14 protein-coding genes are annotated in these 24,266 nt (G+C 71.7%); all 14 read left to right on the top strand.

All coding sequences use genetic code 11. The features are described 5' to 3' along the window. The 14 genes from era to AB0N78_RS03390 all read left to right on the top strand — a co-directional run bounded on the left by era (window position 1) and on the right by AB0N78_RS03390 (window position 24,252). A complete protein-coding gene (gene era, locus AB0N78_RS03455; protein WP_363385881.1) occupies window positions 1–912 on the top strand; it encodes a GTPase Era in 912 nt (303 codons plus the stop codon). Beyond that, window positions 912–2,531, top strand: a complete 1,620-nt coding sequence (locus AB0N78_RS03450) for a prolyl oligopeptidase family serine peptidase (RefSeq protein WP_363385879.1) — start codon at window positions 912–914, stop codon at window positions 2,529–2,531. Before era ends, AB0N78_RS03450 begins: the two co-directional genes overlap by 1 nt. 27 nt (window positions 2,532–2,558) lie before the next feature. Beyond that, entirely contained in the window at window positions 2,559–3,389 is an 831-nt protein-coding gene (locus AB0N78_RS03445) for a protein phosphatase 2C domain-containing protein (protein ID WP_363385876.1), read from the top strand. Beyond that, complete coding sequence (locus AB0N78_RS03440) at window positions 3,386–5,137, top strand: FHA domain-containing protein (RefSeq protein WP_363385873.1); 1,752 nt, start codon at window positions 3,386–3,388, stop codon at window positions 5,135–5,137. Before AB0N78_RS03445 ends, AB0N78_RS03440 begins: the two co-directional genes overlap by 4 nt. Next, on the top strand, window positions 5,134–6,741 hold the full coding sequence (locus AB0N78_RS03435; protein WP_363385870.1) for a serine/threonine-protein kinase: 1,608 nt from the start codon (window positions 5,134–5,136) through the stop codon (window positions 6,739–6,741). The genes AB0N78_RS03440 and AB0N78_RS03435 overlap by 4 nt, the downstream gene beginning before the upstream one ends. After that, complete coding sequence (locus AB0N78_RS03430) at window positions 6,738–12,557, top strand: fibronectin type III domain-containing protein (protein WP_363385867.1); 5,820 nt, start codon at window positions 6,738–6,740, stop codon at window positions 12,555–12,557. Before AB0N78_RS03435 ends, AB0N78_RS03430 begins: the two co-directional genes overlap by 4 nt. 49 nt (window positions 12,558–12,606) lie before the next feature. Then, complete coding sequence (locus AB0N78_RS03425; RefSeq protein WP_363385864.1) at window positions 12,607–13,560, top strand: MoxR family ATPase; 954 nt, start codon at window positions 12,607–12,609, stop codon at window positions 13,558–13,560. 4 nt (window positions 13,561–13,564) lie between these two features. Beyond that, window positions 13,565–14,728, top strand: coding sequence for a DUF58 domain-containing protein (locus AB0N78_RS03420; RefSeq protein ID WP_363385861.1), 1,164 nt, complete (start codon window positions 13,565–13,567; stop codon window positions 14,726–14,728). Next, window positions 14,725–17,163 (top strand): transglutaminaseTgpA domain-containing protein, encoded by a 2,439-nt coding sequence (locus tag AB0N78_RS03415; RefSeq protein WP_363385859.1) that lies wholly within the window; start codon window positions 14,725–14,727, stop codon window positions 17,161–17,163. The genes AB0N78_RS03420 and AB0N78_RS03415 overlap by 4 nt, the downstream gene beginning before the upstream one ends. Continuing rightward, complete coding sequence (locus tag AB0N78_RS03410; protein ID WP_363385856.1) at window positions 17,160–19,037, top strand: RDD family protein; 1,878 nt, start codon at window positions 17,160–17,162, stop codon at window positions 19,035–19,037. The genes AB0N78_RS03415 and AB0N78_RS03410 overlap by 4 nt, the downstream gene beginning before the upstream one ends. Before the next feature lie 161 nt (window positions 19,038–19,198). Further along, window positions 19,199–20,947 (top strand): 2-isopropylmalate synthase, encoded by a 1,749-nt coding sequence (gene leuA / locus AB0N78_RS03405; protein WP_363385853.1) that lies wholly within the window; start codon window positions 19,199–19,201, stop codon window positions 20,945–20,947. 158 nt (window positions 20,948–21,105) lie between these two features. Next, window positions 21,106–22,674, top strand: coding sequence for a GGDEF domain-containing protein (locus tag AB0N78_RS03400; protein ID WP_363385851.1), 1,569 nt, complete (start codon window positions 21,106–21,108; stop codon window positions 22,672–22,674). Window positions 22,675–22,738: 64 nt separating this feature from the next. Continuing rightward, window positions 22,739–23,470 carry a DNA repair protein RecO gene (recO, locus tag AB0N78_RS03395; protein WP_363385848.1) on the top strand — a complete coding sequence of 244 codons (732 nt, stop codon included), beginning with the start codon at window positions 22,739–22,741 and terminating at the stop codon, window positions 23,468–23,470. Continuing rightward, window positions 23,470–24,252 (top strand): isoprenyl transferase, encoded by a 783-nt coding sequence (locus tag AB0N78_RS03390; RefSeq protein ID WP_363385846.1) that lies wholly within the window; start codon window positions 23,470–23,472, stop codon window positions 24,250–24,252. The genes recO and AB0N78_RS03390 overlap by 1 nt, the downstream gene beginning before the upstream one ends. Window positions 24,253–24,266: the final 14 nt, after the last annotated feature.

Genomic DNA, 24,266 nt, shown 5'->3' with positions numbered 1-24,266 from the left:
GTGACCCATCGTTCCGGCTTCGCCTGCCTGGTCGGACGGCCGAACGCCGGCAAGTCCACCCTGACCAACGCCCTGGTGGGGCAGAAGGTGGCGATCACCTCCGGCCGTCCGCAGACCACCCGGCACACCATCCGTGGCATCGTGCACCGCGAGGACGCCCAGCTGGTGCTGGTCGACACCCCGGGGCTGCACCGCCCGCGCACCCTGCTGGGTGAGCGGCTGAACGAGCTGGTCCGGGACACCCTGACCGAGGTCGACGTCATCGGCTTCTGCCTGCCCGCGGATCAGAAGGTCGGTCCCGGGGACCGGTTCATCGCCGAGCAGCTGGCCGAGCTCAGTCGCGGGCGACGGGGCACCCCGGTGATCGCCATCGCCACCAAGGCCGATCTGGTCAGCAAGCAGCGTCTGGCCGAGCACCTGCTGATGATCTCTGAACTGGGCGATTGGGCCGAGATCATCCCGGTTTCCGCGAAGGACGGGTACCAGGTGGCCGAGCTGGAGTCCCTGCTGACCGGCTACCTGCCGGAGGGGCCCGCGCTGTACCCGGAGGGTGAGCTGACCGACGAGCCCGAGGCCGTGATGGTCGCCGAGCTGGTCCGGGAGGCCGCTCTGGAGGGCGTGCGCGACGAGCTGCCGCACTCGCTGGCCGTCCAGGTGGAGGAGATCGTCCCCCGTGAGGTCGGTGCCGGTGAGCAGCCGATGGTCGACGTGCGGGTGAACCTGTTCGTCGAGCGCGACTCCCAGAAGGCCATCATCATCGGACGGGCCGGCTCCCGGCTGCGGCAGGTCGGCACCGACGCGCGCCGTGGCATCGAGGCGCTGCTCGGCACCCGGGTGTACCTGGACCTGCACGTCAAGGTGGCCAAGGACTGGCAGCGCGACCCCAAGCAGCTCGGTCGCCTGGGCTTCTGATGACCGAAGTCGACGACACCGCCCCGCGCTCGGGCGAGAGCGCATCCCGGCACCGTCGCCGACTGGCCCGGGACGCCGAGCGCGCTGCTGGTGCGCACCGTCCGCGGTCGCCTCGCCGTGATGCGCTCTACCGGCTGATCGGCGGTGTCCTGGCCGGGGCGATCCTGCTCGCGGTGATCGGCGCGCTGATGGGACCTGACTGGCGTCCGCTGCCGGTGACCGACCCGCTGACCGTGCAGTCCGCGTCCACAGCCGTCGGTGACGCTCCGGAGCTGGGCAGCTACGACGTCGAGACCCGGGTGGTGGAGGTGCCGCTGGATGGGGCGGTGGTCCAAGCCCGCATCCTGACCCCGGTGGACGCCCCCGCACCGGTGCCGGCGGTGCTGTTCGTGCACGGTGCCGGGACTGGGAAGTTCGAGGACGCTTTTGTCGACCAGGCCTATGCGCTGGCCGAGGCCGGGGTGGCCACGATGGTGCCGGATAAGCGCCTGGACACCTACTCCATGCGGCACCGCGACTACGTGGCGATGGCGCAGGACTACCTGGTGTCCTTCGATCTGCTGCGCGGTCTGCCCGAGGTCGACTCCAGCCGGGTCGGCATCTACGGGGAGAGTGAGGGCGCCTGGATCGCACCGGTGATGGCCGCCGAGCGCGCCGCGGTGGACTTTGTGGTGCTGGCCTCTGCGCCGGTGGTGCCGCCCCGGCAACAGGCCGCCTTCGCCGTCGACCAGTACCTGCGGAACACCGGGGTGCCCGATCAGGTGTTCCGGGCCATCCCGCGCGCGGTCGGGATGTCGCTGCCCGGTGGCGGGTTCGAGTACGTGGACTTTGACGTCGCGCAGTACCAGCGGCAGATGACCCAGCCGGTGCTGATGGTCTACGGCACCGCGGACCAGTCGATGCCGATCATCCAAGGCCCGGAACAGGTGATCCGGGATATCGCGATCGCCGGGAACAGCGACTACACGCTGCGGTACTACGGCGGTGCCGATCACGGCATCCGGGTCGACGGCGAGGTGTCGGTGACCTTCCTGCGTGACCTGTGTGGGTGGGTGCTCGGCCTGCCGGAGACCGCCGACGCTGCGCCCCGGATCGCCGGCGCGCAGCCCGAGCAGCTGTACCTGGCCCAGCCGGTGCCGCAGCCGCGCTGGCTCGGCGACGGGGACGTGTTGCTGGTGCTGATCCTCGGTGCGATCGGGGTAGCGGTGCTGCTGCCCGGGACGCGCTGGGCGATGGTCGGGTGGCGAAGGCTGCGACACCAGCCGCCCCACGACGGGCGGGATGTACCCCTCACTCAACGGCTCACACTGCTTTCTCTGGCCACGATCACCACTGTGATCGCCCTGGTCTGGTACCTGTTGTCGGTCGCCAGACTCGCGTTGGACTACGAACGCAACGGTTGGGTGGTGCAGGGTGGGTGGCTCGGTGTGCGATTGCTCGGCCTGGCCGCAGTGGTCGCCGCCGTGCTCGTGATCGATCGGATGCGGACACTACGTCGCATGCGTCGCCCACTCGCCCACGGAGTGATCGGACATGTGGCGTTGTGGGGCACGAGTGTCGCCTGCGCCACCCTGCTTGTGGTGCTCGCCTACTGGGGCGTGTACCAGCTCGGGATCTGACCGGCGTCGGCCGGGAACGGGGGAGAGATGCGGACGACCTGGGGTTCGGCCACCGACCGCGGACGGGTGCGCGCACTCAACGAGGACTCGTTGCTCGCCCACCCGCCGGTGTTCCTGGTCGCCGACGGCATGGGCGGACACGAGGCCGGTGACGTCGCCAGCCGACTGGCGGTGGAGGAGTTCGCGCAGACCGCCGGGCTGACCACCGTGGAACCCGCGGACCTGCAAGGCTGCTTCCAGCGGGCGGCGGCCCGAATTCGCAGCACCTTCGAGCGGCGCGAGGGCGGGACCACTGTCGCGGGGGTCGGCCTGGCCGAACAGGACGGCGCCGCGCACTGGCTGGTGTTCAACGTCGGCGACTCCCGGGTGTACCGCTGGTCCGACCAGGACCGTGAACTCGGTCAGCTCAGCGTGGACCACTCGGTGGTCCAGGAGCTGATCGACGCCGGACAGCTCACTCGCTCCGCAGCCGAGCAGCACCCCGAACGGCATGTGCTCACCCGGGCGCTGGGCACCGGCACCGATCCCGACCCCGACTACTGGCTGGTCCCCGCGCACCCCGGTGACCGGCTGCTGCTGTGCTCAGACGGCCTGACCAACGAGCTGACCGCCGAGCAGATCGCGACCGTGCTGGCTGACGGTGCCGACCCGAACGAGACCGCAGCGGCGTTGGTCCGGCTCGCGGTGCAGGCCGGCGGACATGACAACACCACCGCGGTGGTGGTGGACGCCCACGCCGGACCGGAGAATGCGCCGGGATGGCTCGCCTTCAACGGCATTCCGGCCGATGGGACGTGGGACGAGAGTGTGGACGGCGCGACGATCCCGCGCCCCCGGACCCAGGTGGAGGACCAGTGAGCGTGCCCGAGTACAGCCCCGGTGAGTGGTACGGGGTGATCGTCGCGGACACGGCTGTGCTGCTCGACCCGCGCACCCCCGCCCCCGTGGTCCGCGAGGTGTGGACCACCCTGCGCGAGCGTGCCGGACTCAACCGTCCGCTGGAGGCGCTGCTGGTCGACGGGATCAGCGGGCTGCGCCCCTTCGCCGCCGTACGCGTGGTCCCGGACGGACTGCACACCGCGCTACGCGGCGAGGCCAGCATCGTCACCACCCGCTCCGGCACCGAGCAGCGTCGTACCGCCCCGCAGGTAGTGCTGTGGACGGAGGACAGCGAGGCCGCCGCCGACCGGGTCGAGTTGCGCGCCACCGGCACCGACGGGTCGGGGGAGACCCTGCCCGTGACCGAAGGCGTGGTGCGCGCGTCGCGGATCGTGTTGGACGGGGTGACCCCTGCCCGGACGGATCGTGGCGCGGGCTCGGCCGATGCGGCAGAGCAGCGGTCGGCGACGGCTGCGTCCTCCGGCGCGTCTGGTCCGGCCTCCGGGTCGAAGCCCAGCGCCGCATCGAAGCCGAGCCCCGGGCCGAAGCCGGCCCCCGCGATGGGTTCGGGTCCGGCGGGAACGGAGAGTCCCGCCGCAGCCCCGCGCGCGACTGCCGCGTCGTCGGACTCCGGTGTATCGGGTGCGGGGGTGCGTCCTGCCTCCGCGACGGCATCAGGGGCACCGGCCCCCGCCACGGCAGCGCCCGCACGTGTCGTGCCTGCGCCTGTTGCGACGTCGTCGACGGGGGCCGCGGCAACGGGGGAGGCAGCGCCGTCCCCGGTCGCTGCTCAGGCCGCATCGGCTGCACCCGCACCGGCCTCCGCTCCTGCCGCGACGGAGGCCCCGACCGCGTCTGCCGGGGTCACGCCGAAGGCCCCCGCCGCGCCCGCCTCGCCCGCCGCGCCTAGCTCTGCTGCACCGAAGGCCCCGTTTGCCCCGGTCGCACCGAAGGCTCCCGCCGCCCCCGCCACGCCGCAGTCGCCTGCCGCCGCTCCGCAGTCGGCACCCGGCGCATCTCCGGTGGGCGCACCGTCTCCGGCACCCGCGCCGTCCCTGACCCCCGCGTCGTCCACGCCCGCAGCTCCGAGCCCGGCTGCACCATCCGCCCCGACCGCCTCGCCCGCACCGTCGGCACCGGTGTTCCCGGCCCCCGTCACCACCGCCGCGGCACCTGTCCTGCCCGGCCCGGCGTCTGAGGACGACCACGACGGCATGACCATCCTCAGCGGCGAGCTAGCCAGCATCCGTCAGAACCTGCCGTCCTGGGCGGTGTCCCAGTCCGGTCAGTTCCCCTCCACCGGTGCCACGCCCGCGCCCGCCCCGGCACCGGGACCGTCGGCAGCCGGTGCGACGCCGCTGGCCGCTCCGGCCCCGGCACCCGATTCCTTCCCGCGGGTGGCACTGTCCACCGGGGTGGTCGTGCCGGTCGACGGCGTGCTGCTGATCGGCCGCGCACCGCAGGCGGCCCGGGCGCCGGAGGGCGTCCGTACCCGCACGGTGGCTGTGCCCAGCCCCACGCAGGACATTTCCCGCACCCACGCCGAGGTCCGGGTGGAGAGCGGCCGTGTGCTGGTCACCGACCTGTTCTCCACCAATGGGATCACGGTGTCCTCCGGTGGCCTGCCGCCCCGCAAAATCGCTGCGGGTGAGGCCGTGGCGGTGCAGCCGGGCGAGGTCGTCGATCTGGGCGATGGAGTCACCTTCACCGTGGAGCCGCCTGCATGAGTCCCCGCGAGGCCGCGCCGGCACCGCGACTTCCCGGCTACACGTTCCAGAGCGTGCTCGGCGGCGGGGGCGCGGCCGACGTCTACGTCTACGAGCAGCAGCTGCCCCGTCGTGCCGTGGCGGTCAAGGTTCTGCTGCCTACCGTCGGTGATGCGGAGAAGTCCGCATTCGAGCGTGAGGCGGACCTGACCGCTCGGGTCTCCGGGCACCCGTCCATCGTCACCGTCTACCAGGCGGGTGTCACCGAGGACGGCCGCGAGTTCCTGGTGATGGAGTTCTGCTCCCGCCCGAATCTGGGCCAGCGCTACCGCACGGAGCGGATCGGCGTGGCCGAGGTGCTGCAGATCGGGGTGCGCTTGGCCTGTGCGGTGGAGACCATGCACCGGGCCGGCATCGTGCACCGGGACATCAAGCCCGCGAATGTCCTGGCCAACGATCTGGGCCGACCGATCCTGAGCGACTTCGGGATCGCCGCGCCCGTGGACGACCCGCAGCCCGCGCAGGGGATGTCCATTCCGTGGGCGGCACCGGAGCTGCTGGCCGCTGTGCCGCAGGCCGGTCCCCGTGCGGATGTGTACTCCTTGGCGGCCACGCTGTACTCCGCGTTGGCGGGCCGTTCGCCCTTCGAGCGTCCTGGTGGGCAGAACGACGCGGCGGATCTGGTCGGTCGGATCGAGCGTGGGATCCCGACGCCGTTCACCCGGGATGACGTTCCGGCCCGGTTGCGCACGGTGCTGGCCCGTGCGATGGCCGCCGACCCCTCGCGTCGGCATGCGCAGGCTGTCGAGCTCGCGATGGATCTGCGCGCGGTGGAGGCGGACCTCGGCTTGCCCCTGACCCCGCTGGACCTCGGTGAGGAATCGGGTGCCCTGACCGTTGGCGGACAGCCTGGTGTCGGGGTCGGCGACCCGGATGCGACACGCGCACGCGGGGTGCACCAGGTCGAGGCCCAGCCGCGGACCGCGGTCGATGCGGACGCCACCCGGGCCCGGACGGTCACCCAGGTGTCGCCGGTCGCCCCTGGTGCTCCGGCCTTCTCAGGGGCACCGGTGCCCGCGTTGGACGACGACTCCACCCGGATGCGCCCGGTCCGCTCGGTGCCCCCGGGTCAGGCCCCGCTGGTTGACCCGACGCAGGGGGTGGACATTCGGGTCTCGGTGGACCCGGAGCCACGTCAGCGCCGGATCGGTCGTCTGGTGGCCGGCATCGTCTCCGCCGTGGTGCTGGTGGCGGCGGTCGCCGTCGTCGTCCTCGTGACCAGGAACCCGGATCGCGCCGAGAACCTGGACAACGACCAGATGACCGCCCCCGCACCCACGGTGGGGCTGACGGTGCCCACTCCGGTCGGGCTGACCGGTGTGTGGCAGGCCGATGGCAGCGTGGTGTTCACCTGGACCAACCCCGATCCGCAGGACGGCGACAGCTACCTGTGGGGCGTGCGGTCGGCGACCGGACTGACCCAGTTGCAGCCGGTGGAGGAGGAACAGGTCACGATCCGCCCCGAGGATCTGGACGACCTGGCCGGTCAGGTGTGTGTGGAGGTGTCCGTGGTGCGCGCCGACCGTCGTGCCTCCACCACCCCCGCGGAGGGATGTACCCCGTGAAGTGGCCCTGGGATCGCAAGCGGACAGCCTCGACGGCGGCGGTGGTCACCGTCCCGGCGGTATTGGCGACCCTTGCGGTGGTCAACCCGGGGTTCCCGCTGGCCCAGGTCGATCTGAACGACGGAGCGGTCTGGTTGACCGCCACCAGCACGCTGCAACTCGGCCGCTACAACGCCCAGGTCGAGGAGCTGAACGCCGGGCTGGTCGCCAAGAGTGGCGACTTCGATGTGCAGCAGGAGGCCGCGGACGTCCTGCTGGTGGAGCCGGGCGCGCTGACCCTGGTCGACCCGGCGTCGGTGGCGGCAGCGGCCGAGGTGGCGGTGCCCGCCGGTGCCCAGGTGTCGATGCAGGCCGGCACCGTGGCCGTGCTGGACGCCGAGGGGCAAGTCTGGGTCCGCACCCTCGCTGACCTGCCGGCATTGCAGACCTCCACCGATCCGGCCGACGCCACCGTGGACGGCGACGCGCGTGTGGTGGTGGGCAGCTCCGGAGACGCGTTCCTGGTCGCCACGGACACCGGTGCGGTGACCCGATTGACCCCGCGCAGCGGCGGCGCTGCGACCACCACCGAGGAGTCCAGCCTGGACGGCGGCGTCGACGCGGTGACCGCGGTGGGTGACACCGTGATCGGGTTGGACGGCGACACTCTGCGCACCCAGGGCGGCTCGGCCTCACTCGGCCTGAGCTCGCCGGTGCTGCAACAGCCCGGACCGCAGGCCGATGTGGTGTTGGTCGCGGGCAGCTCCGGGCTGGTCGAAGCCTCCATCGCCGACGGCTCGGTCGTGGCCGCGCACGACGGTGGTGGCGGTGGCACTCCGGCTGCCCCGGTCCGGGTCGGTGACTGCGGTCATGCCGCGTGGCCGTCGGTGAAGGACAACTACCTCCTGCTGTGCGACGGGCAGTCTGAGCAGCTGGTCACCCTGGACGGCATGACCTCCGGTGCGACGCTGAAGTTCCGGGTGAACCGGTCGGTGGTGGCGCTGAACGAGACCACCGACGGTCGACTCTGGTTGCCCCTGGAGGACACCGAGCTGCGCGAGCCGGACTGGTCCCAGGTGATCCCGGAGGAGGAGACCGAGGACGAGAACGAGGAGGCCGAGGGCGACCGCACCACCCACCAGCTGGTGGCGGAGTGCTCGACCAACAGCGCCACCCCCACCGCGGTCGATAACGACTTCGGAGTGCGCCCGGGCCGCTCGGCGATCCTGTCGGTGATCGACAACGACACCTCCTCGGACTGCGGCATCCTCGCGATCACCGAGTACGACCCGCTGCCGGAGGCCTTCGGCACCCTGGAACCGGTCTACGGTGGCCGCGCGATGCAGGTGCGGGTGAACCCCGAGGCCAGCGGCAGCGTCAGCTTCACCTACTCGATCAGCGACGGGCGCGGCACCAGCTCCCCGTCCACCGCCACGGTGACGCTCACCGTCCGGGACAGCCAGGACGAGCCCCCGGTGCAGGACCGCACCGGCAGCATCCTGATCGAACAGCAGGCCACCGCGACCTACCCGGTGCTCGCGGACTTTTCCGATCCGGACGGCGATGAGCTGACCCTGGTCGGGGCCACCGCGGAGAAGGGCACCGCCCGGTTCCGCCAGGACGGCACGCTCACCTACGTCGCCGATGGCGGCGACCTGGGGCCGACCACGGTGCACCTGCTGGTCTCGGACGGCACCCACACCACGGAGGGCACCGTCGACGTCGACGTCCGGGCTGCCGGCACACTCGACCTGCAACTGGACCCGGTGCACGCGGAGACCTACGTCGATCGCAAGGTCACCCTGCTACCGCTGGAGGCAGTGCGCACCCACGGTGCGGAGACCCCGCGCCTGGCGGGGGTGGATCAGGTCTCCGGCACCACGATCACCCCAGATCTGGACCAGGGGACGATCCAGTTCTCCGCGCCCCGGGCCGGGACCTACTACGTCTCCTTCACCGTGGCTGCCGCCCCGCAGCAGGCCACCGGTCTGGCCCGGATCGACGTGGTGGACCCGCCGGAGGTGCCGGACCCCCCGGTGGCCGTGCTGGATCGTGCCTGGCTTCCCACCGGTGGGGACGTCACCGTCGCACCGCTCGCCAATGACGTCGACCCCGCCGGCGGGGTGCTGGTCTTGCAGTCGGTGGGCTCCAACGACGAGCTCAAGGTGGCGGTCCGGGGCCACGAGCTGATCGAGATCTCCGCCGTCGGGGCGCTCGCCGAGCCGGTGTTGCTCGAGTACGTGGTGTCCAACGGCAGTGCGGTCGCCACCGGGCAGATTCTGGTGCAGCCCGTGCCACCGGCGACCACCTCGCAGCCCCCGGTGGTGCCGAACGCCGTGGTCGAGGTCCGCACCGGGGGTGTGGTGACAATCCCGGTGCTGGAGGACGCCTACGACCCCGATGGCGACACCATCGCGCTGTCCACCCAGTTCGCTGAGCCGTTGGGCGAGGGCCAGGGGCTGATGTTCGTCTCCGGTGACGTGCTGCGCTATCAGGCACCGGACACTGCCATGACCGTGCGGGCCACCTTTGTGGTGACCGACAGCGCCGGGAACCAGACCGCGGCGACCGCGACCGTCCGAGTGCACGAATCCGATCCGGCGACCAAGGTCCCGCCGCGGCCGAAGGAGGTGGTCGGCCGGGTGTTCGCCGGTGACACCGTCCGACTGGCGATCCCCCTGGTGGGCATCGACGTTGACGGCGACGGTGTGACCCTGCTCGGCGTTGACACGGCGGGCACCAAGGGCCGGGTCACCGCGGTCGGCGCGGACTGGATCGAGTACGAGGCGCTGCCGGGGGAGTCCGGCACCGACGACTTCACCTACGCGGTCGAGGACTGGACCGGGCAGCGCGCGGTCGGCACGGTCCGGGTCGGCATCGTGGACCGTCCGGAGGACAGCAACCGCGTCGTCGCCCGTGATGACGAGGTCACCGTCCGACCAGGCCAGCGGGTCGAGGTCCGCGTGCTGGACAACGATGTGGATCTGGCCGGTGGCGATCTGTCCCTGGACGAGGATCTGGAGGTTCCCGCCGAACTCGTCGCCGAGGTGGACGGTTCGCGCATCGTCGTCGACGCGCCGGGTGGTGAAGGCGCGTACACCATCGGCTACTCGGCCTCCAACGAGCGGGGTGCCCGCTCCGGTGCGGTGCTGACCGTGCGAGTGGACCCGAATGCGACCCTGCTGCCCCCGGTGGCCAAGGACGTGGTGGTGCCGCCCGCCGACACCATCGACAAGACCTCGGTCGACGTGAATGTGCTGGAGGTCGCGCAGAACCCCAGTGGCCCGATGTCCGACCTGGCGGTGTCGGTTCCGGCCAGCGCGCAGGATGTCGCCACCGTGCGGGCGGACGGCACCGTGCGGATCACCTTGACCGAGACCGCGCAGACCCTGCCCTACCAGCTGACCAACACCGCCGATGAGACCGGCACGGCAACCGCCTACGCCTTCATCACGGTGCCCGCGCTCGGCTTCTTCCCGCCGCAGCTGCGCCCCAAGGCAGATGAGCTGCGGGTGGCCAGTGGTGAGACGTTGACGATCTCCCTCGGTGCCCAGGTCCAGGTCGCACCCGGGCGGAGCGCGCAGATCGCGGACGCCACCGCCGTCACCGCCACCCGGTCCAACGGTGCCGAGTTGGTGGTGGACGCCACCACGTTGCAGTTCACCTCCGAGGCGGACTACGTGGGTCCGGCGTCGATCACGGTGCCGGTCACCGATGCCACCGGCCCCGATGACCTGAATGCCCGCACCCGCACCCTCACGCTGCCGATCACGGTCTTCACCGAGGACGACTACCCGCCGACTTTCTCGCCCAGCAGGATCGAGGTCGCTCCCGGTGAGGCGCCGGTGATGGTCGATCTGAAGAACTTCACCCAGGGCGTCGAGGGCGCGGACGGTGACCAGACCTATGGCTTCCGCCTGACGTCGGGCGCACCCGCCGGGTTCTCCGCGTCTCTGGACGGCAGCCGACTGAGTGTCTCCGCGGCCACCACCACCATGAAGGGCTCGGCCGGGACCGTCCAGTTGCAGCTCACCTACGGCCGCGCCGGGGTGATGGACGTGCAGGTCGAGGTGCGGGCCATCGCCAGTACCCGTCGCCTGGCCAGCGTGCCCGACCGGATGATCAACGACGGTGTGCAGGGCCAGGAGATGCTGGTGGACATCCTCTCCGGTGCCTACAACCCGTTCCCGGATCAGCCGTTGACCCTGGTGGGGGCGAGCGTGCAGACCCCCGGCACCGGCACCGCGTCGGTCTCCGGCAGCTCTGTGGCGATCCGACCGGATGCCGACCTCACCGGCCAGATGGTGGTGCAGGTCCGGGTCCGGGACGCCACGGATGACGCCAGCCGCGAGGTCGCCGCCACCATCACCCTGCGGGTGCGTGGCAAGCCGGCCGTGCCCAAGGCCCCACGGATCGGCGATGTCAGTGACGCGACCGTGGTGCTGAGCTGGGATGCGCCGGATGCCCGTGGCGAGCCGATCCAGGGCTACCGGGTCACTGTCAGTCCGGGTGGGGAGCAGCGGGCCTGCGCCTCGACCACGTGCACGATCAACGGGCTGACCAACAACGTCGAGTACACCTTCACGGTCGCCGCACAGAATGCCGTCGGCTGGTCCGACCCGAGCCCGGCCTCCGCCAAGGCCCGGCCCGATGCGATCCCGGATGCACCGGGTGCACCCAGCACCGAGTGGGGTGACGGGTGGATTTCGGCCAGCTGGAATGTGCCGCACACCAACGGGTCGCCGGTCAGCTCGTATACCGCGGTCATCTCACCCGCGCCGCCGGGTGGCCAGGCCAGCAAGACGGTCACCTCGCCGCAGGTGCGCTGGGACGGGTTGGTCAACGGCACCGCGTACACCGTGCAGGTGCGTGCACACAGCGCCGCCGAGTCGCCGAGCGCGTTCAGCCCGTCCTCCTCCCCGCAGATCCCGGCGGGCAAGCCGGACGCGCCGACGGTGAGCGCCAACCGGGAGAACACCCCGGCCGGTGGTCAGATCAACGTGAACTGGACACCAGGTGCCACCAATGGTGCCGAGATCGTCGAGTACCAGCTGGTCATCTCCGGCGGGAGCCCCATCTCCCTGGGCGGTGGCACGACCTCCTACGTGTTCAACGGTGCCCGCAACGGCACGACTTACACCTTTGAGGTCAGTGCGCGGAACAAGGCGGGATTCGGTGCCGCGGGACGTGCGGAGGCCAAGACCTACGGCGTGCCCGGTCAGGTGCAGAACCTCCGCCTGACCCCGTCGACGTCCGGTCCGGCCGGTTCCGGGTCGGTGGCGGCGAGCTGGTCGCCGGTGACCGACACCAACGGCTCCGACCTGCGCTACTACGAGATCGCCATCGACGGCGGCGGGTGGCAGAGCGTGGGCCTGGCGACGTCCTACACCGTGACCGGTCGCCCGGCCGGTCAGGAGGTGGCGATCAAGGTCCGAGCCGTCAACGAGGGCGGCTCCGGTGCGGAATCCGAGACCAAGCGCGCCACCCCGCAGACTCTGCCCTCACAGCCCGGATCGATTACCGCCACACCGCTGGCCGGCGGTGGCCAGACACCGGTGACGCAGGCCCGGATCACCTGGTCCGCGCCGGACAGCGGCGGTTCGACCGTGACCTTCCGGCTGCGGATCACGGCTGCGGACGGTGAGTTCACCTCCGGACAGACCACCGCGAGCTCGCTGGACATGGCTGTGCCCGCCACTGTGGGCCAGGACGGCTGGGTCCAGGTCACCGTGACCGCCGTCAACGCGGTGGGGGAGGCCATCGGCACCTGGTCCGGGAATCCGTTCCCCTGGACGCCGCCCGACCCCGACCCCGGCGACGGAGGGTCCGACGGATGACCCGCGCCACCCCGACCCGCCCGCACCACCCGACAGGAGCACTGCCCCGATGACCCCCGACGAGTCCGCCTGGTTCTCCCACACCTTCGGTGCCCTGACCCGCAATGTCTCGCAGGCGGTGCTGGGTGCCGATGGCCCGGTCCGCCTGGTACTCACGGCGATGGTGGCCGAGGGACACGTGCTGCTGGAGGACGCCCCCGGTACCGGGAAGACCTCGCTGGCCAAGGCGATCGCCGCCTCGGTGCGTGGCGATCATCAGCGCATTCAGTTCACCCCGGACCTGCTGCCCAGCGATGTCACCGGCGTGACGATCTGGGATCAGGGCACCGGCCGGTTTGTCTTCCACGAGGGCCCGGTGTTCACCTCCGTGCTGCTCGCGGACGAGATCAACCGTGCCTCGCCCAAGACGCAGTCCGCGCTGCTGGAGGTGATGGAGGAGGGCCACGTCACCGTCGATAAGGACACCCGTCCGGTGGGTCGCCCGTTCATCGTGATCGCCACGCAGAACCCGATCGAGCAGGCCGGTACCTACCGGCTGCCGGAGGCGCAGCTGGACCGGTTCCTGGTGCGCACCTCCCTCGGCTACCCGGACCGCACCGCCACGGTGGAGATCTTGTCAGGGCAGCGCGACCGCACCGCCGCCTTGCCCGCGGCGATCGGCACCGAGGACGTGGTGCGGATGGCGGACCTGGCCCAGGGCGTGCACATCGACGGTGCCGTGCTGGAGTACGTTGCTCGGCTGCTTGAGGCCACCCGTGAGGACCCGCAGACGTCCTTGGGTGCCAGCGTCCGTGGTGGCCTGGCCCTGGTGCGCTGCGCCCGGGTGGTGGCCGCCGCGGCCGGTCGGGCCTATGTGATCCCCGATGACATCAAGGAGCTGGCGATCCCGGTGTTGGCCCACCGTCTGGTGATGGACCCGGAGGCGGACTTCCTCGGGGCGACCAGCACCGATGTGGTGCAGCGCGCGCTGGACAGCACCCCGCCGCCGGTCGCCCGGGCGTGAGTCGATGACCGGACGTTCGCACACCCGGCTGTCGCCGGTCGGGTGGGGCGCGCTCGCGCTCGGCCTGCCCGCGCTGGTGGCAGGGCTGTGGCTGGGCTGGGCCGAGCTGACCGCGCTGGGTGCGGTGGCGGTGGTCGCGGTGCTGGTCGCGCTGGCGAGCACCCTGGGCCGGTTGCCGCACCGGGTGCGCCTGGACCTCGCCGATCGGCGGGTGCGGGTGGGGGAGCGTGCCTTCGGTGGTGTGGTGGTCACCGCCCCGCAGCGGCGCACCCGCCCCATTGGTCTGGAACTCCAGGTCGGGCAGGGCCGCGCCGAGTTGGACGTCCCGGCGCTGGCACCCGGCGGTGTACACGAGGAGCTGTTCGCGGTGCCGACCCACCGGCGTGCGGTGGTCACGGTCGGGCCCGTGCGTGCAGTGCGCGCCGATCCGCTCGGACTGGCCGTCCGCCACGCCACCACCACCGGTGCCGAGGACCTGTACGTCCACCCCCGGATCGTGATGCTGACCGGCGCGGACTCCGGGCTGCTGCGTGATCTGGAGGGTGGCTCCACCCGCGACCTGTCCGACTCCGACCTGGCGTTCCACGCCCTGCGCGACTACGTGGTCGGCGACGACCGGCGCTCGATCCACTGGCGCACCACGGCCCGTCGCGGCGTGCTCACGGTCAAGCAGTACGAGGACACGCGGCGTACCCAGACCGCGGTGGCGCTGTCCACCGACCCCCGGGACTACAGCCGCGACGAGGAGGACCTGGAACTGGCCGTCAGCGTGCTGGCCTCCCTCGGCGTCCAGGTGATGGCCGAGGAACACCCGCTGGCCGTACTGGCGGGCAGCACCCGGGTCCGCACCACCACCCGTCGCCCGTTCCTGGACGACTGCTCGGCGCTGGCCTGTACCCCCGATGGCGCGCCGTCCTCGATGCTCGGACGTCGGGTGGCCCGGGAGGTCCCCGATGTCACGCTGGCCTTTCTGGTGACCGGATCGCAGCCGAGCGACGCTGATCTGCGCGCGGCTGCCCGGCACGTCCCGGAGGGCACCCGCACCGTGGCGATCGGCTGTCGGCCCGGTGCCGAGGTGCAGGTGCGCACCCAGCGCGGCCTGAGCCTGGTACAGCTCGGTGCTCTGGAGGACCTGCCCCGGGCCCTGCGACTGGCGGCCCGGTCATGAGCGCCCCCGCCACCGCCCCGGCACCGACCCGGACCCGGCGGCGCTCCACCACCCCGCGCACCCCCGCGCGTTCCGGTGCCGCCCGGGTATTGGACGTGATCGTGCCGCTGGTGGCGGTGCTGCTCGCGTTGACCCCCCTGCTGCCGGTCTACGGCGGGACGACCCTGCTGCGGCCCGCGGTCGGTGGTGCCGTGCTCGGCACCCTGTTGGCGCTGGTGATGATCCGCTGGCGGTGGAACGGCCTGGTCGCCACCGCCATCACCCTGGCGGTGGCGGCCATCGTCGGTGGTCCGCTGGCGACCCCGGAGACCACCATTGCCTCGGTGGTGCCCACCCCCGCCTCCCTCGCCCAGGTGGTGCGGGGTGCCGCGCTGGGCTGGAAGGACTCGCTGACCCTGCAACCCCCGCTCGGCGACACGGGGTGGCTGATGGTGCCGCCGTACCTGCTCGCCCTGGTCGGAGCGCTGGCCGGGGTGCGGTTGGCCGCAGCGGACCGGCGTTGGGCACCGCTGGCCGCCGTACCCGCGCCGCTGGTGCTGGCCGGTGCGGTGGTGCTCGGTGCTCGGGACACGGTGCTGCCCGCCGTGGTCGGTGGGGTGCTCGCCCTAGGACTGCTGCTGTGGGCCTCCTGGCGCGGTGGCCGGTTGCGGCTGCGACGCCCGGCCGTGCTGGCGCTCCTGGTGGTCGCCTCGCTCGGTACCGGGATTGGCGGGGGTGCGGCGGTTCAGGCGAACGACGACCGGTTCGTGTTGCGCGAACAGCTGATCCCGCCCTTCGACCCCTACGACTATCCGAGCCCGCTGTCGGCCTTCCGTTCCTATGTCAAGGACGACGACACCGTCGACCTGTTCACCGTGACCGGTCTGCCGCAGGGCGGTCGGATTCGCCTGGCCACCTTCGACCGGTTCGACGGGGTGGTGTGGAACGTGGCGGGTGATGGCAGCTCGCGGTCCTCCGGTCAGTTCCGCCGGGTCGGCAGCACCGTGGACGAGGACGGCCCGACCGCCGCGGGGGAGCGCGCCGAGGTCGAGTTCACCATCGACGGCCTGTCCGGGGTGTGGCTGCCCACCGTCGGCGAGGCCGCCGCGATCACCTTCGACGACAGCACCGCACAGTCCGAGCTGCGCTACAACGACGCGACCGGCTCCGCGGTGGTGACCGGTGGCATCGGCTCCGGCACGCACTACACCGTCGACACCGTCGTGCCCACCGAGCCCGAGGACGAGCAGATCGGCGATGCCGCCGCAGCCAGCACCGATTTGCCGGAGTCCAGCGGGGTGCCCGATGCCGTCATCACCGCCGCGGGCGACGCCGCACGCGATGCCGAGACCTCGTTGCAGGTGGCCCGCGCCCTTGAGCAGGAGCTGTCCGAGGGCGGCTACTTCTCGCACGGACTCACCGCTGCCGGGGACTACCCGTCGCTGTCCGGGCACGGTGCGGACCGGTTGACCAGCCTGCTCGGCGGGGACCTGATGGTCGGCGACGACGAGCAGTACGCCGCGGCGATGGCCCTGATGGCCCGGCAGATGGGGTTGCCCGCCCGAGTGGTGATGGGCTTCATCCCCGGCATGGAGGAGGACGGCAGCATCGCCGCCCGGGATGCCGACGAGCCGATCACCGTCACCGGTGCCGATGTGCACGCGTGGGTCGAGATCCAGTTCGCTGGGTACGGCTGGATCACCTTCGACCCGACCCCACCGGAGTCGCAGACCCCGCAGGAGGACGACGAGACCAGTCCGTCCGAGCCCGAACCCCAGGTCGCCCAGCCGCCGCCTCCGCCCGCCGACCCGGTCGACCCGCCGAATGACGACGCCGAGGACCCGCAGACCGACGACCAGGACGATGCGGGCGCGCTCGCGGTCTGGCAGAAGGTGCTGGTCGGTGTGGCCGCCGGCTCTGGTCTGCTGCTCCTGATCGCCGCTCCGTTCCTGGTGATCATGGCGCTCAAGGCGCGTCGTCGGTTCAAGCGACGCTCCGATCCCGAGCCGGTGCGCCGGGTGATCGGCGGCTGGCAGGAGGTGCTCGACCTCGCCACCGACCTGCGGCTGAGCACCGACCCGCTGGCCACCCGTCGGGAGACCGCCGCCGGACTCGGTGCCGCCTTCACCTCCGGGGGAGCGATGGCCGCGGCCACCCCCGACCGTCGCAGTCGCCGACGCCGTCGCTCCGGCCCCGCCGCCGACGATCCCGCGGTCGCCCCCGCCGTCCGCGACCTGGCCGCACACGCCGACCAGGTCGTCTTCGGCCCGGTCGACCCCTCCGTCGACCAAGCCCGCCGGTTCTGGGCCGACGTCGACAGCACCCTGGCCCGGATGCGGGCCGCCCTTCCCCGTCGGGCACGATGGCGGGGACGGATCACCACCCGGTCACTGCGCACCCGCGCGGCCGCGCGCCGCCAGCGCCGGGCGATCAGAACAAGGAGACAGCAACGATGAGCACCGCCGCCGTGATCGGCGCACCGCCCGCACCCCTGGGGCGACGCATCCTGGCCGTCGTGATCGACGGGGTCGGCACCTCGTTGTGCGCCCTGCCGATCTGGCTGTCGGCGCTGCTGTCCGGTCTGGGCACCAACGGCACCGGTGCGCGGCCCACGCTGGCGCTGCTGCCCACACTGATCGGCGGTGCGCTGCTGCTGGTGTGGGGGATCGTCCAGTGGGTGCTGCACGGCACCCAGGGCTGGACGATCGGACGTCGATTGGTCGGGCTGCGGGTGGTCGATGTGCTCACCGGTCGACCGATCGGCATGGGCCGGGCGCTCATCCGCGGGCTGATCGTCTCCCTCGGCACTCTCGCCTGCGGGGTCGGCCAGTGGGTGGTGTATGCCTCGGTGTTCTGGGACCCCAGTGGCCGTCGCCGTGGTTGGCACGACCGGGTTGCCGAGGCCATCGTGGTCGATGTGTGGGCCCGGCCCGCCTCCGCCCGTCTGGATCAGCACCGGGTTGGTGTGGACGACCGCACCGGATTGGCCGCGGAGTCCGCTGGTTCGCCCGTCGCGAGTGCGCCGCAGGGCGCGCCGGACGCCGGTCAACCCTTCGGCACTGTCCCCGGGGCACCCTCCGGCCCTGACACGACGCGGGCCACGGGCGGGCCATCCGCTGCCGCGCCGGAACTCGGCACACTGTCGAGTTCGCCAGAGTTCAGCCCGCTGTCCGGGGCGGTGCCCACCGTCGCGCCCCGCCCCGGTGACCCGCCGGTGCCCGAGCACACCCGGTGGGCGGGCATGATCGCCAGCGGCCAGCCCGTGCAGGGTCCCGAGTTGGTGCTGCCGCCGCTGCCGGCATCCGAGCGGCCCACGGACCGCGACACCCGCGCGATCCCGCTCGGTGACCGGCTGCCCGGCTGGGTGAACGGTGCACCGGGTGCCGAGCCGGTCAACCCGCCACACTCCGACGCCCCGGTAGCCGCACGGACCGAGCCGTTGCCGCCCGCGAGCCCGGTGACGTCCGGTGGCCCGTCGCAGCCTGGAGCCCCGGTAGCCCCTGGAACCCCGGTGCCCTCCGGAACCCCGGTAGCGCCCGAAGCGTCGTTGCCACCCGGTGGTCCATCGCAGCCGAGACTCCCGCTGCCACCGTCGCGAGCCTCGGTGTCGCAGGCGACGGCGGGTGGTGCCATGCACGACACCACCCAGCTGCCGCCGGTTCCCGCCGATCCGCGGCCAGTCCCGGGGACGCCGGGTCATGCCCCGCAGACGCCCCGCGATGCGGTCGTGCCGCCGATGGACTCGTTCTGGTCCGACCCCGCGGCGACATCCGGCCCATCCAGCCAGTCCGGTGCGGGGCAGGGTCTCGCCGATCTGCTCGGCCCGGCCCCGTCGTTGGCCGGATCGCCCGCTGTGACCACTCCGGAGGGTCGCCCCCCGCAGCCCGGCGAGGTCGCCGCCTCCCGACGACCCGGGGAGAGCCGCGACGCCTCGTCGGCTGGCCGGCAGGACTCCGCATCCGGTCCCGAGCGTCAGCCCGGTCCGGCTGGGTGGGCCGCGCGGCTGCCGGACGGCACGCTGGTCGATCTGGACGGGGGTCCGGTGCTGATCGGACGCAATCCGGCCCCGCTGGTCGGCCTGCGCGCGGTGGCGGTGCAGGACCCGGGCATGTCGGTGTCCAAGACCCACCTGGTGTTGGGCGCGGATGTCGCCGGTGCCTGGGTGATGGACCGCGGGTCGACCAACGGCACGCTGGTCACGCTGCCGGACGGCCAGCGGATCGTCTGTTTGCCGGACCAGCGGGTGCGCGTCGCCCCGGGCTCCGTGGTGTTCTTCGGCGACCTGTCGTTGACCATCGGGCAGCGAGGCGCGGAAGACCTGCCCGGATGACGGACAGCGCTGGCAGCGGCACCCGGCCGGAGTATGGTGGCCGGGTGCTCACGAGCGGCAGCCTCCTCCTTCGCCGCCGCGGCGGGGTCCACTAAGCCGGGTCCCTCGTCGCGGCGTTCGGCATGCCCGGCTCACCCGTAGCGACGATGAGGGACCGACCGATGAGCAAGTACAGCGAGGCCACCGCCCAGCGCCCGTCCGGGATGCCGGTGCACAAGTACCGCCCGTTCGCCGACCAGATCCGGGTCGAGCTGCCGGACCGCACCTGGCCGACCAAGCAGATCACCACCGCCCCCCGTTGGTGCGCCGTGGACCTGCGGGACGGCAACCAGGCGCTGATCGAGCCGATGAACGCCGCGCGCAAGCTCGCGATGTTCGAGCTTCTGGTGCAGATGGGCTACAAGGAGATCGAGGTGGGCTTCCCGTCCGCCTCGCAGACGGACTTCGACTTCGTGCGGATGCTGATCGAGGAGGATCGCATCCCGGACGACGTGGTCATCCAGGTGCTGACCCAGGCCCGGGAGCACCTGATCGAGCGCACCTATGAGGCGATCGCCGGGGCCAAGCGCGCCATCGTCCACCTGTACAACTCCACGTCGGTGCTGCAACGCGAGGTGGTGTTCCGCAGCGATGAGGACGGCATTGTCGACATCGCGGTGCAGGGCGCGCACCTGTGCAAGAAGTACGAGGAGACGATCCCGGACACCGAGGTGTTCTATGAGTACTCCCCGGAGTCGTACACCGGCACTGAGCTGGAGTTCGCGGTCCGGATCTGCAACGCCGTGATGGACGTCTTCCAGCCCACCGCGGAGCGCCCGGTGATCATCAACCTGCCCGCCACGGTGGAGATGGCCACCCCGAATGTGTACGCCGACTCCATCGAGTGGATGAGCCGGCACCTGCACTACCGCGAGCACGTGGTGCTGTCCCTGCACCCGCACAACGACCGGGGCACCGCGGTGGCCGCCGCCGAGCTGGGCTACCTGGCTGGGGCGGACCGGATCGAGGGCTGCCTGTTCGGCAACGGTGAGCGCACCGGCAACGTCTGCCTGGTGACGCTGGGGATGAACCTGTTCAGCCAGGGCGTCGACCCGCAGATCGACTTCAGCGACATCGACCACATCCGGCGCACCGTGGAGCACTGCAACCAGATGCCGGTGCCCGAGCGGCACCCCTACGGCGGGGACCTGGTGTTCACCGCGTTCTCCGGCTCGCACCAGGACGCGATCAAGAAGGGTCTGGACGCGATGGAGGTCCGCGCCGCCGCCGAGGACAAGACGGTGGACGAGATCACCTGGGCGGTGCCGTACCTGCCGATCGACCCCAAGGACCTGGGCCGCAACTACGAGGCGATCATTCGGGTCAACTCGCAGTCCGGCAAGGGCGGCATCAGCTACCTGATGAAGTCCGAGAAGGATCTGGACCTGCCCCGTCGTCTGCAAATCGAGTTCTCCCAGGTGGTGCAGCGGCACACCGATGCCAGCGGCGCGGAGGTCACCGCGGACGCGCTGTGGCGGATCTTCACCGACGAGTACCTGCCGGTGGACGCCGAGTCCGACCTGGCACCGTGGGGCCGGTTCGCGCTGCGCGGCACCCAGGTGACCACCACCGAGGACGGTCGTGCGGACCTGACGGTGGATCTGGTGGACGGTGGGTCCGACCGGACGGTGCACGCGGCGGGCAATGGACCCATCGCGGCCTTCGTGGAGGCGCTGGCCGAGGTCGGGCTCCGAGTGCAGGTGCTGGACTACGCCGAGCATGCACTGTCCGCCGGTGGGGATGCGACCGCGGCGGCCTACGTCGAGTGCGCGGTGGGCGACCAGACGCTGTGGGGGGTCGGCATCGACCCGTCGATCACCACCGCCTCGCTCAAGGCCATCGTCTCCGCGGTGAACCGCGCGCTGCGCTGACAAGGCACTGCTGACGTCCGGGGTGCTAGCACCCGGGCCCCGGACGTCAGCGGGTGATTCCGACCGGCGTCCGGGTGAAAGCCCCGGTCGCAGCGTCCGCGGCGACCTGACGTGGTCAATCCTCGACGCCACAGCACACGCGGCCGAGGGGAGGGGCCATGGGCGTCGAGCTCGCGGTGGTACCCGAGTTCGGGCCGCTGCACGCCTTGGCTGAGCGGGGCTTCGCCGCGCTGCAGCACGGGGACGCGGATGCTGCGGTCCGACAGTCCCGGCTGGTGGCCGTGCTGGCCGCCGCTGCCGGAGACGAACCCACCTGGCGGTACGCGCACTATGTGCTGGGTCGGGCGCTGATCGCCCAACAGCTGCCGTGGGAGGCACTGACCGTCATCGACGCGCTGATCGCCGCCACCCGGACCGATCCGCAGCCGTACTGGCGGGCCAAGGCGTTGGGTGCTCGGGCGGTGGCCCTGCGCGGCACCGGCGCGGAGCACGAGGTGATCGACGTGCTGGCCGAGGTCTGGGTGCTCACCGACGCCGCGGACGGCCGGATCTACAACCAGGTCTCCGCCACGGTGATGCTGGCGAATGCGCTGCGCACCGTCGAGCTCTACGAGCAGGCCGACCGGCTGCTGTCCGGGCTGTGGCGCGTGGTGGAGGCGGGGATTCGGCCGCTGGTGGTGCTGGACGGTGCCCGGGCCCTTGCGGAGTGGACGCTGCACCTGGCCCTGGTCGGTGATCGGCGTCGTGGCGCAGCCGAGCAGCGCCTCGCCTCGCGCGCGCACCTGCTGTGCCGAGTCGCACCGCGGGATGCGGAGCTGCACATGGCCGCGACGGTGTACGAGGCGCTCGCGGCCTACGGCCTGGGCGACCTGCACGGTGCGGCGGCGCTGATCACCCAGGTCAGGCACGAGGGCTGGCCGCGACGGGGCAGCGTGGAGTGGGAGGCCGCCACCTACGTCTCCGGGATGCTGGCCGGGGCGGAGGGCCGGTTCGTGGAGGCGACCGAGGACCTGGGTGATCTGCGCGAGGTGGCCACCGAACACGGTCAGGATCTGTGGACGGTGGTCGCCGAGGAGGGCCTGGTCCGGGTGTCCACCGAGCGCTTCGGTCCGCACCCGGCGCTCGGGCACGCGCGGAACATGTTCCGGCGGGCGGTGTCCCGATGGTCGGCGCAACAGGCGGACCGGTTCGAGGCGGTGCGGACCCGGATCCGCTTGCACGAGCTGCTCCGGGAACACGATGCGATCGCCCGCCTCACCCGGGTCGACCCGCTGACCGGAGTCGGCAATCGACGGGCGTTGCAGGACCGGTTGGACGGGTCGGGGCCGGTGAGCGCGATCTTTGTCGACGTGGACGACTTCAAGCAGGTCAATGAGCGGTTCTCCCACGTCATCGGGGATGCGGCGCTGGTCGAACTCGTTTGTGTGCTGCGGTCATCGGCGGGTCCGGGGGAGGTGGTGGCCCGGTACGGCGGCGACGAGTTCGTGCTGGTGCTGCCGGGCCGGGAGGCGGATGTCACCGAGTTGGACCGCCGCGGTGCCGAACTGGTCCGGCTGGTCCGGGAACACGACTGGTCCGATGTCGCACCCGGGTTGGGGCTGACCGTCTCGGTCGGGGTGGCGGTCGCGGTGGAGGCGGCGTTGGTGTTGGCCGAGGCGAGTATGGCGGTGCTGTCCGCCAAGCGGTCGGGTCGGGACCGGGTGACGGTGGCCGGGCTCGGTGTGTGAGCGTTCCGCGTGCGTTCGGCGCGCTGGTGCGCAGCCCGTGGGTGGCATGGCGGAGAATGGTCCAGTGAGCCTCTATCGCGATGAGGCGATCGTGCTCCGCACCCACAAGTTGGGGGAGGCGGACCGGATCGTCACGCTGCTGACCCGCGGCAACGGCAAAGTCCGTGCCGTCGGCAAGGGGGTGCGGCGTACCACCAGCCGGATCGGTTCCCGGCTCGAACCGTTCATGCACGTCGACCTGCAACTGAACACCGGCCGCAACCTGGATGTGGTGACGCAGGCGGAGACGCTGGGCCCCTACGGTCGCCGGATCAGCGAGGACTACGCGCTGTACACAGTGGGCACGGTGATGCTGGAGACCGCCGAGCGCCTGGTCGAGGCCGAACACGAGCCCGCCCTGCCGCAGTACTGGTTGCTGGTCGGTGCGGTGCGCTCACTGGCCACCCGCGAGCACGCCCCCGGGCTGATCCTCGACTCCTACCTGTTGCGGGCGCTGGCCATCGCGGGGTGGGCACCGAGCTTTACCGACTGTGCGCGCTGCGGTCGACCGGGGCCGCACCACGCCTTCAACGTCGCCGCGGGTGGCGCGGTGTGCTCGACCTGCCGTCCGCCCGGATCGCCCGCTCCGGCACCGGAGACCTTCACGCTGCTCGCCGCCTTGATGACCGGTGACTGGGCCACAGCCGACGCCTCCGCGGAACGGCACCGCCGGGAGGGCAACGGTTTGGTCTCCGCGTACTCCCAGTTCCACCTGGAGCGCCAGCTGCGCTCACTGCCCCTGGTCGAGAGGATCTGATGAGCCCGCAGTTGCCACCGCCGCACCCCAGTGGTGCCCGTCCGCCGTCGATCCCGCCGGCCCTGGTGCCCAGGCACGTCGCCATCGTGATGGACGGCAACGGTCGGTGGGCGAATGCGCGGGGCCTGCCGCGCACCGAAGGCCACAAGGCGGGGGAGGCGGCGCTGCTGGATGTGGTGGCCGGTGCCATCGACCTGGGCATCACGCATATCTCCGCCTACGCCTTCTCCACCGAGAACTGGTCTCGGTCGCCGGAGGAAGTGCGGTTCCTGATGGGCTTCAACCGGGACGTGCTGCGTCGTCGACGGGACATCATGCACTCCTGGGGGGTGCGGGTCCGGTGGGCTGGGCGTCGACCGCGGCTGTGGCGGTCGGTGATCGCCGAGTTGGAGGAGGCCGAACGGCTGACCGTCGACAACACCGCCTGCACGCTGACCATGTGCGTGAACTACGGTGGTCGGGCCGAGATCGCCGATGCCGCACAGGCCATCGCCCGGGATGTCGCCGCCGGGAAGCTCAAGGCCGACCGGGTGTCGGAGAAGACGGTCGCCCGCTACCTGGACGAGCCGGATCTGCCCGATGTGGACATGCTCTGGCGCACTGGTGGGGAGCAGCGCACCTCCAACTTCTTGATCTGGCAGGCCGCCTACGCGGAGATGGTCTTCACCCCGGAGCCCTGGCCGGAGGTCGACCGTCGGGCGCTGTGGCGCGCCGCAGAGACCTACGCACGACGGGATCGGCGCTACGGCGGAGCTATCGACCAGCCGGAGGTCGCGGGCTGAACACGGGGATGTCC

It is taken from the genome of Cellulomonas sp. NPDC089187, from assembly GCF_040685135.1.
Taxonomy (GTDB): Bacteria; Actinomycetota; Actinomycetes; order Actinomycetales; family Cellulomonadaceae; genus Cellulomonas.
The sequence above is the reverse complement of the archived record's forward strand: the minus strand, read 5'-3'. Positions and strand labels throughout refer to the sequence as shown.

What these genes read in the sequence shown, in the direction of transcription:
- AB0N78_RS03410 (WP_363385856.1), top strand. Translation starts at nt 17,160, where the DNA reads ATGAGCACCGCCGCCGTGATCGGCGCACCGCCCGCACCCCTGGGGCGA.
- AB0N78_RS03420 (WP_363385861.1), top strand. Translation starts at nt 13,565, where the DNA reads ATGACCGGACGTTCGCACACCCGGCTGTCGCCGGTCGGGTGGGGCGCG.
- AB0N78_RS03425 (WP_363385864.1), top strand. Translation starts at nt 12,607, where the DNA reads ATGACCCCCGACGAGTCCGCCTGGTTCTCCCACACCTTCGGTGCCCTG.
- AB0N78_RS03435 (WP_363385870.1), top strand. Translation starts at nt 5,134, where the DNA reads ATGAGTCCCCGCGAGGCCGCGCCGGCACCGCGACTTCCCGGCTACACG.
- AB0N78_RS03390 (WP_363385846.1), top strand. Translation starts at nt 23,470, where the DNA reads ATGAGCCCGCAGTTGCCACCGCCGCACCCCAGTGGTGCCCGTCCGCCG.
- AB0N78_RS03415 (WP_363385859.1), top strand. Translation starts at nt 14,725, where the DNA reads ATGAGCGCCCCCGCCACCGCCCCGGCACCGACCCGGACCCGGCGGCGC.
- leuA (WP_363385853.1), top strand. Translation starts at nt 19,199, where the DNA reads ATGAGCAAGTACAGCGAGGCCACCGCCCAGCGCCCGTCCGGGATGCCG.
- AB0N78_RS03450 (WP_363385879.1), top strand. Translation starts at nt 912, where the DNA reads ATGACCGAAGTCGACGACACCGCCCCGCGCTCGGGCGAGAGCGCATCC.
- AB0N78_RS03445 (WP_363385876.1), top strand. Translation starts at nt 2,559, where the DNA reads ATGCGGACGACCTGGGGTTCGGCCACCGACCGCGGACGGGTGCGCGCA.
- AB0N78_RS03400 (WP_363385851.1), top strand. Translation starts at nt 21,106, where the DNA reads ATGGGCGTCGAGCTCGCGGTGGTACCCGAGTTCGGGCCGCTGCACGCC.